The sequence below is a fragment of the Streptomyces araujoniae genome (genome assembly GCF_050871195.1).
In the GTDB taxonomy this organism is placed as follows: Bacteria; Actinomycetota; Actinomycetes; order Streptomycetales; family Streptomycetaceae; genus Streptomyces; species Streptomyces bacillaris.
On the sequence record NZ_CP194070.1, the window covers coordinates 5832078 to 5847075 of the forward strand.

At 72.5% G+C, this 14998-nt stretch carries 17 protein-coding genes; 16 read left to right on the top strand and 1 reads right to left on the bottom strand.

Going from position 1 to position 14998, the window contains the following annotated elements:
* Positions 1 to 9 precede the first annotated feature (9 nt).
* The 14 genes from rimM (at position 10) to ACQ9ZG_RS25345 (ending at position 11662) form a co-directional block, all read left to right on the top strand.
* On the top strand, positions 10 to 651 hold the full coding sequence (gene rimM / locus ACQ9ZG_RS25280) for a ribosome maturation factor RimM (protein WP_415738598.1): 642 nt from the start codon (positions 10 to 12) through the stop codon (positions 649 to 651).
* Positions 651 to 1472: a tRNA (guanosine(37)-N1)-methyltransferase TrmD gene (trmD, locus tag ACQ9ZG_RS25285; protein WP_099219122.1), complete on the top strand. Its 822-nt coding sequence runs from the start codon at positions 651 to 653 to the stop codon at positions 1470 to 1472. The genes rimM and trmD overlap by 1 nt, the downstream gene beginning before the upstream one ends.
* Before the next feature lie 129 nt (positions 1473 to 1601).
* On the top strand, positions 1602 to 1952 hold the full coding sequence (rplS, locus tag ACQ9ZG_RS25290; protein WP_018488713.1) for a 50S ribosomal protein L19: 351 nt from the start codon (positions 1602 to 1604) through the stop codon (positions 1950 to 1952).
* 45 nt (positions 1953 to 1997) lie between these two features.
* Entirely contained in the window at positions 1998 to 2771 is a 774-nt protein-coding gene (gene lepB, locus ACQ9ZG_RS25295; RefSeq protein ID WP_109915367.1) for a signal peptidase I, read from the top strand.
* Positions 2764 to 3906, top strand: coding sequence for a signal peptidase I (lepB, locus tag ACQ9ZG_RS25300; protein WP_028419463.1), 1143 nt, complete (start codon positions 2764 to 2766; stop codon positions 3904 to 3906). Before lepB (ACQ9ZG_RS25295) ends, lepB (ACQ9ZG_RS25300) begins: the two co-directional genes overlap by 8 nt.
* A complete protein-coding gene (lepB, locus tag ACQ9ZG_RS25305; RefSeq protein ID WP_109915366.1) occupies positions 3809 to 4723 on the top strand; it encodes a signal peptidase I in 915 nt (304 codons plus the stop codon). Before lepB (ACQ9ZG_RS25300) ends, lepB (ACQ9ZG_RS25305) begins: the two co-directional genes overlap by 98 nt.
* 50 nt (positions 4724 to 4773) lie before the next feature.
* Positions 4774 to 5526: a signal peptidase I gene (lepB, locus tag ACQ9ZG_RS25310; protein WP_028419462.1), complete on the top strand. Its 753-nt coding sequence runs from the start codon at positions 4774 to 4776 to the stop codon at positions 5524 to 5526.
* A complete protein-coding gene (locus ACQ9ZG_RS25315; protein ID WP_018488718.1) occupies positions 5523 to 6011 on the top strand; it encodes an NUDIX hydrolase in 489 nt (162 codons plus the stop codon). Before lepB (ACQ9ZG_RS25310) ends, ACQ9ZG_RS25315 begins: the two co-directional genes overlap by 4 nt.
* A gap of 64 nt (positions 6012 to 6075) precedes the next feature.
* The gene (locus ACQ9ZG_RS25320; protein ID WP_003965949.1) at positions 6076 to 6384 is read left to right on the top strand and encodes a DUF2469 domain-containing protein; all 309 of its coding nucleotides are present in this window, start codon (positions 6076 to 6078) and stop codon (positions 6382 to 6384) included.
* A gap of 185 nt (positions 6385 to 6569) precedes the next feature.
* Positions 6570 to 6929, top strand: a complete 360-nt coding sequence (locus ACQ9ZG_RS25325) for a YraN family protein (RefSeq protein WP_028419460.1) — start codon at positions 6570 to 6572, stop codon at positions 6927 to 6929.
* Entirely contained in the window at positions 6929 to 8551 is a 1623-nt protein-coding gene (locus ACQ9ZG_RS25330; RefSeq protein WP_499281254.1) for a YifB family Mg chelatase-like AAA ATPase, read from the top strand. Before ACQ9ZG_RS25325 ends, ACQ9ZG_RS25330 begins: the two co-directional genes overlap by 1 nt.
* A gap of 254 nt (positions 8552 to 8805) precedes the next feature.
* Positions 8806 to 9918, top strand: coding sequence for a DNA-processing protein DprA (gene dprA, locus ACQ9ZG_RS25335; protein ID WP_499281638.1), 1113 nt, complete (start codon positions 8806 to 8808; stop codon positions 9916 to 9918).
* A gap of 253 nt (positions 9919 to 10171) precedes the next feature.
* Positions 10172 to 11008 (top strand): RNA polymerase sigma factor WhiG, encoded by an 837-nt coding sequence (gene whiG, locus ACQ9ZG_RS25340; RefSeq protein WP_028419457.1) that lies wholly within the window; start codon positions 10172 to 10174, stop codon positions 11006 to 11008.
* Between the two features lie 96 nt (positions 11009 to 11104).
* A complete protein-coding gene (locus ACQ9ZG_RS25345; RefSeq protein WP_018488723.1) occupies positions 11105 to 11662 on the top strand; it encodes a TetR/AcrR family transcriptional regulator in 558 nt (185 codons plus the stop codon).
* Positions 11663 to 11836: 174 nt separating this feature from the next.
* On the opposite strand, the gene ACQ9ZG_RS25350 is transcribed toward ACQ9ZG_RS25345, so the two are convergent.
* Entirely contained in the window at positions 11837 to 12688 is an 852-nt protein-coding gene (locus ACQ9ZG_RS25350; protein ID WP_499281255.1) for a murein hydrolase activator EnvC family protein, read from the bottom strand.
* A gap of 410 nt (positions 12689 to 13098) precedes the next feature.
* Here ACQ9ZG_RS25350 and rpsB point away from each other — a divergent pair, with 410 nt between their 5' ends.
* Complete coding sequence (gene rpsB, locus ACQ9ZG_RS25355) at positions 13099 to 14007, top strand: 30S ribosomal protein S2 (RefSeq protein WP_019766411.1); 909 nt, start codon at positions 13099 to 13101, stop codon at positions 14005 to 14007.
* Positions 14008 to 14106: 99 nt separating this feature from the next.
* Complete coding sequence (gene tsf / locus ACQ9ZG_RS25360; protein WP_018488726.1) at positions 14107 to 14943, top strand: translation elongation factor Ts; 837 nt, start codon at positions 14107 to 14109, stop codon at positions 14941 to 14943.
* Positions 14944 to 14998 lie beyond the last annotated feature (55 nt).

Genomic DNA, 14998 nt, shown 5'->3' on the forward strand with positions numbered 1-14998 from the left:
GAGAACAGCGTGCAGTTGGTAGTCGCGCGGATCGGCCGCGCCCACGGCATCAAGGGCGAGGTCACCGTCGAGGTACGAACGGACGAGCCGGAGCTGCGGCTCGGTCCCGGCGCCGTCCTGGCCACCGAACCGGCGGCCACGGGTCCGCTGACGGTCGCGTCGGGCCGGGTCCACAGCGGCAGGCTCCTGCTGCGCTTCGAGGGCGTGCACGACCGTACGGGCGCCGAGGCGCTCCGTAACACCCTGCTGATCGCCGAGGTGGACCCGGCGGAGCTGCCCGAGGACGAGGACGAGTTCTACGACCACCAGCTGATCGACCTGGACGTCGTCCTCGCCGACGGCACGGAGATCGGCCGGATCACCGAGATCTCCCACCTGCCCTCGCAGGACCTGTTCATCGTGGAGCGCCCCGACGGCAGCGAGGTGATGATCCCCTTCGTCGAGGAGATCGTCACCGAGATCGACCTGGAGGAGCAGCGCGCGGTCATCACCCCGCCGCCCGGCCTGATCGACGAGAGCGAGGCCGTGGTGGCCTCCTCGCGCGACGCGGAGGCGGCCGACGGCGACGGGGGCGCGGACGGGGCCGACGGCGGCGCGGCGGCCGAGGAGGCCGGGGAGACCGGCGGGACGCCGAAGGGCGATGGCTCCTGATGCGGCTCGACGTCGTCACGATCTTCCCCGAGTACCTGGACCCGCTGAACGTCTCCCTGGTCGGCAAGGCCCGCGCCCGCGGGGTCCTCGACGTCCATGTCCACGATCTGCGGGAGTGGACGTACGACCGGCACAACACGGTCGACGACACCCCGTACGGCGGCGGCCCCGGCATGGTCATGAAGACCGGGCCCTGGGGGGACGCCCTGGACGAGGCGCTGGCCGACGGGTACGAGTCCGGCGCGCACTCCCCGGTCCTCGTGGTGCCCACCCCCAGCGGCCGACCGTTCACCCAGGAGCTGGCCGTGGAGCTGTCCGCGCAGCCCTGGCTGGTCTTCACCCCGGCCCGGTACGAGGGCATCGACCGCCGGGTGATCGACGAGTACGCCACCCGCGTCCCGGTCGTCGAGGTCTCCATCGGTGACTATGTGCTGGCCGGCGGGGAAGCGGCCGTCCTGGTGATCACGGAAGCCGTGGCGCGGCTGCTGCCCGGGGTCCTCGGCAACGCCGAGTCCCACCGCGACGACTCCTTCGCCCCCGGTGCCATGGCCAACCTCTTGGAGGGCCCCGTCTACACCAAGCCGCCGGAGTGGCGCGGCCGGGGCATCCCGGACGTCCTGCTCAGCGGCCACCACGGGAAGATCGCCCGCTGGCGGCGCGACCAGGCCTTCGCCCGGACCGCTCTCAACCGGCCCGATCTGATCGAGCGGTGCGAGGCCAGCGCCTTCGACAAGAAGGACCGCGAGATCCTCTCCATCCTGGGCTTCGCGCCGGAGCCCGGCGGCCGATTTTGGCGCAGGCCACCGGCCGTGGAAGAATAGGCCGCTGCTGTACGTCCGGCGTGCGCCCCTGCCACAGGGGGAAAGACGCCCGCCCGACGCGATCAGCACTCCGAACTCCTCTCGATATCCCGTCGATGACCTGTGGCATCGGCGAAGAAAGCAGAATTCATGTCTTCCCTGCTCGATGGCGTCAACGCCGCCACCCTCCGTTCGGACCTCCCGGCGTTCCGCCCGGGTGACACCGTCAACGTCCACGTGCGAGTGATCGAGGGCAGCCGCTCCCGTATCCAGCAGTTCAAGGGCATCGTCATCCGCCGCCAGGGCTCGGGCGTCAGCGAGACCTTCACGGTCCGCAAGGTCTCCTTCAGCGTCGGCGTCGAGCGCACCTTCCCGGTGCACAGCCCGATCTTCGAGAAGATCGAGCTGGTCAGCCGCGGTGACGTCCGCCGCGCCAAGCTGTACTTCCTCCGTGAGCTGCGCGGCAAGGCCGCGAAGATCAAGGAGAAGCGCGACAACTGAGGCACCGCTGGTGTCCACAGCGCGGCCGGATAGGATTCGGCCGCGATGGACACCCAAGCAGAGCACTCGGAGCGCGATCGCTCCTCGGAACCCCCCACCGGGTCCGAGGAGGGGTCGCGCTTCTCGCGTCTCGGGAGGGCGACCGCCCGCGTACGGCCCTGGCGGCGGCGCGCCCTCGTCGTGGGGGCGGCGGGCGTGGCCGGGCTGCTGCTGTTCAGCGCCTTCGTGGTCCAGCCCTTCCTGATCCCCAGCGGCTCGATGGAGCCCACCCTCCGGGTCGGGGACCGGGTGCTCGTCAACAAGCTCGCGTACCGGTTCGGCGCCGAGCCCGAGCGCGGGGACGTCGTGGTCTTCGACGGTACGGGCTCCTTCGTACGGGAGGACCCGGACGCCCACCCGCTGGCCGCCCTGGTCCACGGGGCGGCGGCCTCGCTCGGTCTGGCCGAACCCCCCGACACCGACTTCGTGAAGCGCGTCGTGGGCGTGGGCGGCGACCGGGTCGTCTGCTGCGATGCGCGGGGGAGGCTCACGGTGAACGGAGCGCCGGTGGACGAGACGTACCTCCACCCCGGGGACACCGCCTCCAAGGCGCCGTTCGACATCGTCGTCCCCCGGTCCACGCTCTGGATGCTGGGCGACCACCGCAGCCGCTCCAGTGACTCCCGCGACCACCTGGGCTCGCCCGGCGGCGGGATGGTCCCCGTCGAGCGGGTGATCGGCCGGGTGGACTGGCTGGGCTGGCCGCCGGCCCGGATCGGCGGCCTCGAAGGGACCGGCGCCTTCGACGGCGTACGGGAGCCCGGCGGAGCGCATGGGTAACCGCGGGCGCCCCCGCGGTGCCCCGGACCCCGACGCGTCCCTGCCGACCGGGACCCGGCCCACCGCGCCCCGCTCGCTGCCGACCCGGGCCGAGCGCCGCAAGCTCGCCAAGAAGGTCCGGCGCAAGCGCCGCAGGTCCGCGGTGAAGGAGATACCGGTCCTCATCGTGATGGCGCTGCTGATCGCGCTGGTCCTGAAGACCTTCCTGGTCCAGGCGTTCGTGATCCCGTCCGGGTCGATGGAGCAGACCATCAAGATCGGTGACCGGGTCCTGGTGGACAAGCTGACCCCGCTGTTCGGATCGAAGCCGCAGCGCGGGGACGTCGTCGTCTTCAAGGATCCCGGAGGCTGGCTCCAGCAGGAGAACACCGGGGAGAAGGAGGACCCGCCGGTCGGCGTCAAGCAGGTCACCGAGGCGCTGAAGTTCATCGGCCTGCTGCCATCCGACGACGAGCAGGACCTGATCAAACGCGTGGTGGCGGTCGGCGGCGACACCGTGAAGTGCTGCGGCGAGGACGGCCGGGTCACCGTCAACGGCGTACCGCTCACCGAGCCCTATCTGCACCCGGACGACCGGCCCTCGACCGTGCAGTTCGAGGTGGAGGTCCCGCCCGGACGCCTCTTCATGCTGGGCGACCACCGCTCCAACTCCGCCGACTCCCGCTTCCACCTCGACGAACCGGACCGGGGCACGGTCTCCGAGGACGAGGTGGTGGGGCGGGCCGTCGTGATCGCCTGGCCGCTCGCCAACTGGACCACCCTGGAGGAGCGCGAGGCCTTCGCCGCGGTGGCGCGGGCGAGCGGATCGCGGGCCGCGGCGCCGGTGTCCGGGCAGGTACCGGAGGCCGCGGCGCCGGGTTCCGGGCGGGGATCGGAGGCTGCTGTTCCGGAGCCGTCGCATAGGGTTGCCCCTCCGGATCGGGACGGAATGGTCCGGCTCCCGACCCCTGCGGAACTCCCGCTCGTTATGGGAGTGGTGGGCCTGCGCCGGATGGGGCGTGGGCAGTGGCACGTACTGAGGAGTGGATGTGGGGGATTTGGCGGTCGGCGCACGATCCGGACGCGACGAGCCCGAGGACCGGCCGGGGCACGACGACTCTCCCGCAGGCGGCCAGGCGGTCCCGCCGGGCGGTGAGAGCGGTACGCCCGGCGACGACGGCGGGACGCCGGGGGGTGATGACAGGCCTCCCAAGAAGCACCGTTCCTTCTGGGTGGAGCTGCCGCTGCTCATCGGTATCGCGCTGGTCCTGGCGCTCTTGATCAAGACCTTCCTGATCCAGGCGTTCTCGATCCCCTCGGACTCGATGCAGAACACGCTGCAGCGGGGCGACCGGGTGCTGGTCGACAAGCTGACCCCGTGGTTCGGCGCGGAGCCGGAGCGCGGCGAGGTCGTGGTCTTCCACGACCCGGGCGGCTGGCTGGAGGACACCGCCACCCCCGAGCCCAACGTGGCGCAGAAGTTCCTCAGTTTCATCGGTCTGATGCCCTCCTCGGAGGAGAAGGACCTGATCAAGCGGGTGATCGCGGTCGGCGGTGACACCGTGGAGTGCAAGGAGAACGGGCCGGTCACGGTCAACGGCAAGGTGCTCGACGAGAAGTCGTTCATCTTCCCGGGGAACACCCCGTGCAACGACAAGCCCTTCGGCCCGATCAAGGTCGGGGAGGGCCGGATCTTCGTCATGGGCGACCACCGGCAGAACTCCCTGGACTCCCGCTACCACCAGGAGCTTCCCGGCCAGGGCACCGTCTCCAACGACGAGGTCGTCGGCCGTGCGATCGTCGTCGCCTGGCCCATCGGCCGCTGGGCGACCCTGCCGGTGCCCGACACCTTCGACCAGCCCGGCCTGAACGCGGCCGCCTCGATGGCTCCGGCCGCACTGGGCCTGGCCGGAGCCGTGCCCCTGGTGCTCTGGCGGCGCAGGAGGCTGACCGTCCGGCGTACCGCCGGGTAGGGTGCCGACTCGGATCAGCGATTGTCGATCTCCGATGGGGGAGCGCTGGGATGAGCGGTACGAAACGTGACGGGGGCGGCCGCGGCCGGACCGGCGCCATGGTGTCCGGTCTGGCCGTGGCCGTCGGCTGCGTGCTCTTTCTCGGCGGCTTCCTCTGGGCGGCGGTGGTCTACAAGCCGTACGCCGTCCCGACCGACTCCATGTCCCCCACGGTGAACGCCGGCGACCGGGTGCTCGCGGAGCGGATATCGGGCGCCGACGTCCGCCGCGGTGACGTGGTGGTCTTCACCGACCGGGTCTGGGGCGACACCCCGATGGTGAAGCGTGTGGTCGGCGTCGGCGGGGACACGGTGGCGTGCTGCGACGAGAAGGGGCGGCTCACCGTCGGCGGGACCTCCGTCGAGGAGCCGTATCTGGACCGGGGCCGCAGCGCCGACGGCAAGCCCGCGCCCGCCTCGCCGCAGGAGTTCTCCGCCGAGGTGCCCGAGGGCCAGATCTTCCTGCTCGGCGACGAGCGGTCCACCTCCCTGGACTCCCGGGTCCACCTGGACGACCCCGGACAGGGCTCCGTACCGCTGAGCGCCGTCCAGGCCCGGGTCGACGCGGTGGCCTGGCCGGTGAACGGCATGATCGGCCGCCCCGACTCCTTCGCCGCGCTGCCCGGCGGCATCTCCGCCGACGGCCCGCTCCCGCTCCAGCTGGGGGCCGTGGTGGTGGGCATGGTGCTCATCCTCGGCGGAGCCGCGTACGGGCCCGTGGCCGCCCGCTCGGCCCGCCGACGGGCCCCCGGGGCAGCCCGGTGACCGCCGGGGCGCGCAGAGTGGCCCGGGTGGTGCTCCTGGACCCCGACGACCGCATCCTGCTGCTCCACGGCCATGAGCCGGCCGACCCGGACGACGACTGGTGGTTCACGCCCGGCGGCGGTCTGGAGGGCGACGAGACCCATGAGGAGGCCGCCCGCCGGGAGCTGGCCGAGGAGACCGGGATCACCGCCATCGAGCTGGGCCCGGTGCTCTGGAAGCGGACCTGCTCGTTCCCGTTCGACGGGCGCCGCTGGGACCAGGACGAGTGGTACTTCCTGGCCCGTACGGCACAGACCGCCACCGCCCCGCAGGGCCTCACCGAGCTGGAATTGCGCAGCGTCGCCGGGCTGAGGTGGTGGACTTCCGCCGAACTTCTCTCGGCGCGTGAGACGGTGTACCCGACCAGACTCGCCGAGCTGCTGCGAACGCTCCTCGACGAGGGTCCCCCGCGTGTTCCGTTGGTCCTCGCCGCCGAGATCGTCTGATCGTCCAGGGGCGTCGGAGGCTGACGCACAATGGGGGGACGCACGGCTGAAGGGGAAACATGCCATGAGCGCCGAGGACCTCGAGAAGTACGAGACCGAGATGGAGCTGAAGCTCTACCGGGAGTACCGCGATGTCGTCGGTCTGTTCAAATATGTGATCGAGACCGAACGGCGCTTCTACCTCACCAACGACTACGAGATGCAGGTGCACTCCGTCCAGGGTGAGGTCTTCTTCGAGGTGTCCATGGCGGACGCCTGGGTCTGGGACATGTACCGGCCCGCGAGGTTCGTCAAGCAGGTCCGCGTGCTGACCTTCAAGGACGTCAACATCGAAGAGCTGAACAAGAGCGATCTGGAACTCCCGGGAGGCTGACCCGCGCGGCCCGGACCACGCGCGGCCCGGACGGAGCGCGGTCCTGACCATGGGCGTCGCGTACACGACGTGGAGACCCGGTCACCCCTGTGGGTGACCGGGTTTTCCACATCGGGGGAGTTGTCCACCAAGATCCACAACTTTCCGGCGGCCGGGTCAGAGTCGGTCCCGGAGGTGGTGGAGAGATGAACGCACGGGGGGCACTCGGGCGGTACGGCGAGGATCTGGCGGCACGGCTGCTGTCCGACGCCGGGATGACCGTGATCGAGCGCAACTGGCGCTGTCGCGCCGGAGAGGTCGACATCGTCGCCGCGGACGGCGACGCACTGGTCCTCTGCGAGGTGAAGACCCGCAGATCGGGCCGGTTCGAACACCCCATGGCCGCGGTCACCCCGGTCAAGGCGGACCGGCTGCGACGGCTCGCGGGGATCTGGCTGGAGCGGCACGGCGGGCCGCCGCCCGGCGGGGTCCGGATCGATCTGGTCGGGGTGATCGTGCCCCGGCGCGGCGCCCCGGTGACCGAGCACGCACGGGGGGTGGCCTGATGGGGTACGCACGGGCGTGTTCCGTGGCGCTGGTGGGCGTCGAGGGCGTGGTGGTGGAGGTCCAGGCGGACCTGGAGCCCGGGGTGGCGGCCTTCACGCTGGTCGGGCTGCCGGACAAGAGCCTGATCGAGAGCCGGGACCGGGTGCGGGCGGCGGTGACGAACTCCGGAGCCGAGTGGCCGCAGAAGAAGCTCACGGTGGGGCTCTCCCCGGCCTCGGTCCCCAAGGGCGGTTCGGGGTTCGACCTCGCCGTCGCGTGCGCGATCCTCGGGGCGGCGGAGCGGCTGGATGCCGCCGTCATCGCGGACGTGGTGATGATCGGCGAGCTGGGGCTCGACGGCCGGGTCCGTCCGGTCCGGGGGGTGCTCCCCGCCGTCCTCGCGGCGGCCGAGGCCGGATACCGGCAGGTCGTCGTCCCCGAGCAGACGGCCGGGGAGGCCGCCCTGGTGCCGGGTGTCTCGGTCCTCGGCGTACGGAGCCTGCGCCAGCTCATCGCCGTCCTCTGCGACGAGCCGGTCCCCGACGAGCCCACCGACGACCGGGGGCGCCCCGACGCCATGCTCGCCGGACTCATGGTCCCGGGCACCGGCCTGGGCGCCGGTCTCGCGCCCGCCTCGGCGCGCGGCGGGGGACACACCCCGGACCTGGCGGACGTGGCGGGCCAGCCGCGCCCCCGCAAGGCCCTGGAGGTGGCGGCGGCCGGGGGCCACCATCTGCTCCTCTCCGGCCCGCCGGGCGCGGGGAAGACCATGCTGGCCGAGCGGCTCCCGGCGGTCCTGCCGCCGCTGACCCGGCAGGAGTCCCTCGAAGTGACGGCCGTCCATTCAGTGGCGGGCATCCTTCCCCCGGGTGAACCGCTCGTCTCCCGGGCGCCCTACTGCGCCCCGCACCACTCCGCGACGATGCAGTCCCTCGTGGGCGGCGGCAACGGGATGCCGAGGCCGGGCGCGGTCTCGCTCGCTCACCGAGGGGTCCTCTTCCTGGACGAGGCGCCCGAATTCTCCGGCAAGGCCCTGGACGCACTGCGCCAGCCGCTGGAGTCGGGCCATGTGGTGGTGGCGCGGGCGGCGGGGGTGGTGCGGCTGCCGGCCAGGTTCCTGATGGTGCTGGCCGCCAACCCCTGCCCCTGCGGTCGGCACACCCTCGCGGGCGCGGGATGCGAGTGCCCGCCCTCGGCGGTCCGCCGCTACCAGGCCCGTCTCTCCGGGCCCCTGCTCGACCGGGTGGACCTGCGGGTCGAGGTGGAGCCGGTAGACCGCGCGGACCTGCTGGAGCAGGGCGGCCGGGGCGAGCCGACCGCCGCGGTGGCGGCACGGGTGCGGGAGGCCAGGGACCGGGCGGCCGAGCGCCTGGCGGGGACGCCCTGGACCACCAACAGCGAGGTGCCCGGCCATGAGCTGCGCACCCGCCTGCTGACCGCCCCCGGCGCCCTGGCCGCCGCCGAACGCGACCTGGAACGCGGCCTCCTCACGGCCCGGGGCCTGGACCGGGTGCTGAGGGTGGCCTGGACGGTCGCCGACCTCCGGGGCGCCCCCAGGCCGGAGGCCCGGGACGTGGCGGTGGCCCTGGAGCTGCGCACGGGCGTCCAGCGCGGGGCGCCGATGGGGGCGGGGGCGCTGTGAGGCGGGTGGAGTCGGAGCGGCCGGAGTCCGAGCGGCCGGTGCCCGCGCGGGTGGAGGCTGAACGGTCGGAGCCTGCGTGGCCGGAGACCGGTCCGTCGGTGCCTGCGTGGCCGTCGGAGTCCGAGCGGTCGGTGCCCGCGCGGGTGGAGGCTGAGTTGTCGGAGCTGCCGGGGCTGGAACGGGGGCCGGTGCCGGGGGACGGGCCGGAGTCGGGCGTCGAGGCCGAGCGGTTGGCGCGGGCCGCGTTGACGCGGGTGGTGGAGCCGGGGGACGAGCGGGCCGGGGCATGGTTGCGGCAGGTGGGGGCCGTCGAGCTGCTACGGGTGCTCCGCACCGAGGACGGCGCCGCCGAGAGGCTGCCGGGGATGACCGCCGTACGGCTGGAGGGCTACCGGCTCCGCGCGGCGGCCACCGACCCCGCGCGGGACCTGGCGGCGGTGGCCGCTCTCGGCGGACGCCTCGTCTGCCCGGGGGACCGGGAGTGGCCCACCCAGCTCGACGACCTGGGGGACGCCCGGCCCGTCGCGCTCTGGGTGCGGGGGCGGCCGGATCTGCGGCTGTGGGCCCTGCGTTCGGTCGCGGTGGTCGGGGCGCGGGCCTGCACGCCGTACGGGGCGCACATGGCGGCCACCCTCGGAGCCGGGCTCGCGGAGCGCGGCTGGGTGGTGGTGTCGGGCGCGGCCTTCGGTGTGGACGGGGCGGCCCACCGCGGGGTCCTGGCCGTGGGCGGCGCGACGGCGGCGGTGCTGGCCTGCGGGGTCGACGTCCCCTATCCGCGGGGCCACGCCGAGTTGATCGGGCGGGTGGCCCGACAAGGCCTGGTGGTCGCGGAGTTGCCGCCGGGCGGCCATCCCACCCGGGCCAGGTTCGTCCTGCGCAACCGGGTCATCGCCGCACTGACCAGGGGGACGGTCGTGGTGGAGGCGGAGTACCGCAGCGGTTCCCTCGTCACCGCCCGGCAGGCGCAGCGGCTCGGCCGGTTCGTGATGGGCGTGCCGGGCCCCGCCACCAGCGGACTGTCGGCCGGTGTCCACGAACTGCTGCGCGGGGAAGGGGTGCTGGTCACCGAGGCGTCCGAAGTGGCCGAGCTGATCGGGGAGATCGGTGACCTCGCACCCGACCGGCGCGGTCCGGTGCTGCCCCGGGACCGGTTGGACCCGATCGCGGCGAGGGTCCTCGACGCCCTTCCGTACGACGGTCTGACGCGCATCCGTGAACTCGCCCGTGGAGCGGGCGCCTCGGCCGACGAAACGCTCGGGCGACTGTACGAACTGCACTCACTGGGGTTCGTCGAACGCGAGGGCGACGGCTGGCGGTTGACGCGCTCGTCGCCCCGCGACCGCGCTGTACGGCGAGGCGGTTCTTGACCTGGAGCATTCGGGTGAAAAGGTAAGGCCGATGACCGCGCACGATCGATCGGTGACCTGTCGGGGGCCGTCGCCCACCGCGAGGGCCCCGGCTCCCGGCAGGTGCGGGCGGCGCGGCAGGCGGAACGCAATCACGCGGCACGGATCTCCGCTCCTGTGCGGACTGCGACGCCACAGTCACGCTACGCTCACAAGGATTCCGCCCCAGACAGAAGTCCCCAGCACTTCACGGCAGAACGGCTCAAGGCACCACATGCCCCAGCACACCTCCGGGTCTGACCGCGCGGCAGTACCACCGGTTGCGCGTGGCACTGTGCGCCCTCCCGCCCCCTCCTCGCTCGACGAACTGTGGCGTTCGTACAAGACCACCGGCGACGAGCGGCTGCGGGAGCAGCTGATCCTGCACTACTCGCCGCTCGTCAAGTACGTCGCGGGCCGGGTCAGTGTGGGGCTGCCGTCCAGCATCGAGCAGGCCGACTTCGTCTCCTCCGGGGTCTTCGGACTGATCGACGCCATCGAGAAGTTCGATGTCGAGCGGGCCATCAAGTTCGAGACATACGCGATCACCAGGATCCGCGGCGCGATGATCGACGAACTGCGGGCGCTCGACTGGATCCCCCGCTCGGTGCGGCAGAAGGCGCGCAACGTGGAACGCGCCTACGCCACGCTGGAGGCCCAGCTGCGGCGTACCCCGTCCGAGGCCGAGGTCGCCGCGGAGATGGGGGTCACGCTGGAGGAACTGCACGCGGTTTTCAGCCAGTTGTCGCTGGCCAACGTCGTCGCCCTGGAGGAGATGCTCCAGGTCGGCGGCGACGGCGGCGAGCGGCTCACCCTGATGGACACCCTGGAGGACACCGCCGCCGACAACCCGGTGGAGGTGGCCGAGGACCGGGAGCTGAGACGGCTGCTCGCGCGGGCCATCAACACGCTGCCCGACCGCGAGAAGACGGTGGTGACCCTCTACTACTACGAGGGCCTGACCCTCGCCGAGATCGGCAACGTCCTCGGCGTCACGGAGAGCCGGGTGAGTCAGATCCACACCAAATCCGTGCTCCAGCTCCGGGCGAAACTGGCCGATGCCGGACGCTGAGACTCCACCCACCGGCCACCCCGTCCGAGGCTGAGCCCTTCCCTCCGGCAGTCGCCGCCGTAGAGTGGATACGTGCCCAGGATTCGAGCGGCCTCCGTGGCCGAGCACCGGACCATGCAGCGCGGCGCCCTCCTGGACGCCGCGCGCTCCCTGCTGTCCGAGGGCGGTACGGAGGCGCTGACCTTCCCCGCACTCGCCGAGCGCACGGGCCTCGCCCGGTCCTCCGTGTACGAGTACTTCCGCTCCCGCGCCGCCGTCGTCGAGGAGCTGTGCGCCGTCGACTTCCCCGTCTGGGCGGCCGAGGTCGAGAACGCGATGGAGCGCGCCGAGACGCCCGAGGCGAAGATCGAGGCGTATGTGCGCCGACAGCTCGACCTCGTCGGGGACCGTCGCCACCGGGCGGTCGTCGCGATCTCCGCGAGCGAGCTGGACGCCGGTGCCCGGGAGAAGATCCGGGCCGCGCACGGCGGCCTGATCGCCATGATCGTCGAAGCGCTCGGGGACCTCGGCCACACGCAGCCCAGGCTCGCCGCGATGCTCCTCCAGGGCTCGGTCGACGCCGCCGTGCGCCGTATCGAGCTGAGCGTGGCCGAGGAGCCCGGCGTCATCGCGGACACCGCCGTCGCGATGATCCTGCGCGGCGTACGGGGCTGACCCCGCCGCCGTGAGCGGTCGGGGCCCGGTCGCCGCCCGTGACAGGGGGCGGACGGCGCACGCGGCCGAGGCCCGACGGCGTAGGCGACCGAGCCCGTCGTCGTGAGCGAGCCGGGCCCGCCGCCGTGCGCGACCGAGGTGCCACCGTCGTACGCGACAGGCCTCCGGTGCCCCTCACAGCTCGGGCACCCCGGACACCGGCAGCAGCCGGGACGGGCCGCGCCGCAGCAGCGAGAGCGGGTTGAGGTAGGCCTCGCCCCGCCGCAGCCCCCAGTGCAGACAGCCCCGGGCGCAGTGGAACGGCCCCGCCTCCAGCAGGCCGACCGGCCGCCCCGCGACGACCTCGTCCCCCTGCGCCACCAGCGCCCGCACCGGCTCGTACGTCGTGCGCAGCGGCGGCGCCCCGCTGCCGGTCAGCTCGATGACGAGGACCCCGCGCCCCGCCACCCGCCCCGCGAACGCGACCCGGCCGGTGGCGGCGGCCACCACGGTGTCGCCCGCCCGGGCCGCCAGGTCGACGCCGCGGTGCCCGGGCCCGTACGGACCGGCGGGCGGCTCCCACCCCCGGACCACCGCGGGTCTCCCGGCCAGCGGCCAGACCGGCCCGCCGGCCCTCTCACCCGGAGCGCCGGGGGCCCTGCCGGGCGCCCCGGTACGGAGAGCCACGGGGAGCGGGGACTCCCCGGCCCGTACGGCCGGAAGGAGCCGCAGGGCGGCCGAGGGCGGCGGGAGCGCGGCCATCAGCACCGCCACCACCAGCCCCAGCAGCACGGCGCAGACGGGAGACGGACGGGCGCGGCGGCCCAGGGCACGACGGCCCGGAACCCGGAAGCCCAGAGCATGGAAGCCCAGAGCGCGGAAGCCCCGGGCGCGGCGGCTCTGAGCACGGAAGCCCAGGGCGCGGCGGCCCGGGGAACGGAGGCCCAGGGCACGGAGGTCCGGTGAACGGACGCCCCGGGCACGGCGGCTCGGAGTGCGGTGGTCCAGGGCGCAGCGGTCCGGGGGCCGCGAGGTCGGGAAGCGCATGCGCCCACGTTCTCCCGGAGGCCGGGATTCCGGGGATCATGGGCCGCGCCTGTGGACTACTCGCCGGTTGTGGACATCTCCACCACCCGACCGTGGACATCGGACGCGCCTCACCATGGACATCGGACGCGCCTGACCGTGGACACCGCGCGCACTCGCCGTGAACACCGAGCGCGCCCCCGGCCTCCGGCCCCGTCCGCTCCCGGGCATCTCCGTCACCCGGCGCCCGGCGGGTCCCGTACACTTCTTACGGCGATCCGGGTGACCGGGTCGACTTCGCACGCCCCGCCACCTCCCCCTCAGCGGACGGTGGCCGCGCTCCTCGGTCCCTCGTGGCACGGCGCGTCGGGGCGTCAGGCGCGAGCGCAAACCTGCGGTCGCGATAACCGAGTACCTCAAGGAGTACGGCCATGGCCGTCGTCACGATGCGGGAGCTGCTGGAAAGCGGCGTCCACTTCGGTCACCAGACCCGTCGCTGGAACCCGAAGATGAAGCGCTTCATCTTCACCGAGCGCAACGGCATCTACATCATCGACCTGCTCCAGTCGCTGTCGTACATCGACCGCGCCTACGAGTTCGTCAAGGAGACCGTCGCCCACGGCGGCTCCATCATGTTCGTGGGTACGAAGAAGCAGGCCCAGGAGGCCATCGCCGAGCAGGCGACGCGCGTCGGCATGCCGTACGTCAACCAGCGTTGGCTCGGTGGCATGCTCACCAACTTCTCCACCGTCTACAAGCGCCTCCAGCGCCTGAAGGAGCTGGAGCTCATCGACTTCGAGGACGTGGCCGCCTCCGGCCTCACCAAGAAGGAGCTCCTGGTCCTCTCGCGCGAGAAGGCCAAGCTGGAGAAGACCCTCGGTGGTATCCGCGAGATGCAGAAGGTGCCCAGCGCCGTCTGGATCGTCGACACCAAGAAGGAGCACATCGCCGTCGGTGAGGCGCGCAAGCTCCACATCCCGGTCGTCGCGATCCTCGACACCAACTGCGACCCCGACGAGGTCGACTACAAGATCCCGGGCAACGACGACGCGATCCGCTCCGTCACCCTGCTCACCCGCGTGATCGCCGACGCCGTCGCCGAGGGCCTCATCGCCCGCTCCGGTGCCGCCACCGGTGACTCGAAGCCGGGCGAGAAGGCCGCCGGCGAGCCCCTCGCCGAGTGGGAGCGCGACCTGCTCGAGGGCGACAAGAAGGACGAGACCGCGGCCGCCGCCGAGGTCCAGTCCTCCGCCGAGACCGAGAAGGTCGCCGACGCCGAGAAGCCGGCCGAGGCCGTCGCCGAGGCCGAGGCTCCGGCCGCGGACGCCGAGCAGGCCTGACACCCGTCACGCGTGCTGACGGCGGGGGCCGGTGCCACGAGCGCCGCCCCCGCCGTTCACCCGTAGATCTTTCAGACTTCGAGAGAGACATACAGACTCATGGCGAACTACACCGCCGCTGACGTCAAGAAGCTCCGCGAGCTCACCGGCGCCGGCATGATGGACTGCAAGAAGGCGCTCGACGAGGCCGACGGCAACGTCGACAAGGCCGTCGAGGCGCTCCGTATCAAGGGCCAGAAGGGCGTCGCCAAGCGCGAGGGCCGCTCGGCCGAGAACGGTGCCGTCGTCTCCCTCATCTCCGAGGACAAGACCTCCGGCGTCCTCCTGGAGCTGAAGTGCGAGACGGACTTCGTCGCCAAGGGTGACAAGTTCCAGGCCGTCGCCAACGCGCTGGCCGCGCACGTCGCCGCCACCTCCCCGGCCGACATCGCCGCGCTCCTCGCCTCCGAGATCGAGCCCGGCAAGACCGTCCAGGCGTACGTGGACGAGGCCAATGCCAACCTCGGCGAGAAGATCGTCCTGGACCGCTTCGCGCAGTTCACCGGCGCCTTCGTCTCCGTCTACATGCACCGCACCATGCCCGACCTGCCCCCGCAGATCGGTGTCCTGGTCGAGCTGGACAAGGCCGACGCCGAGCTGGCCAAGGGCATCGCCCAGCACATCGCCGCCTTCGCGCCGAAGTACCTCTCCCGCGAGGACGTCCCGGCCGAGGTCGTCGAGGCCGAGCGCCGCGTCGCCGAGGAGACCACCCGCGCCGAGGGCAAGCCCGAGGCCGCCCTCCCCAAGATCGTCGAGGGTCGCGTCAACGGCTTCTTCAAGGAGGCCACCCTCCTCGGCCAGCCGTACGCGCTGGACGCCAAGAAGTCCGTCCAGAAGGTCCTGGACGAGGCCGGTGTCACCCTGAAGCGCTTCTCGCGCATCAAGGTCGGCATCTGAGTCCGTCCGGGCGAACGGCGCCGGACCCGATAGGGTCTGGTGCAGTCGACGGCCG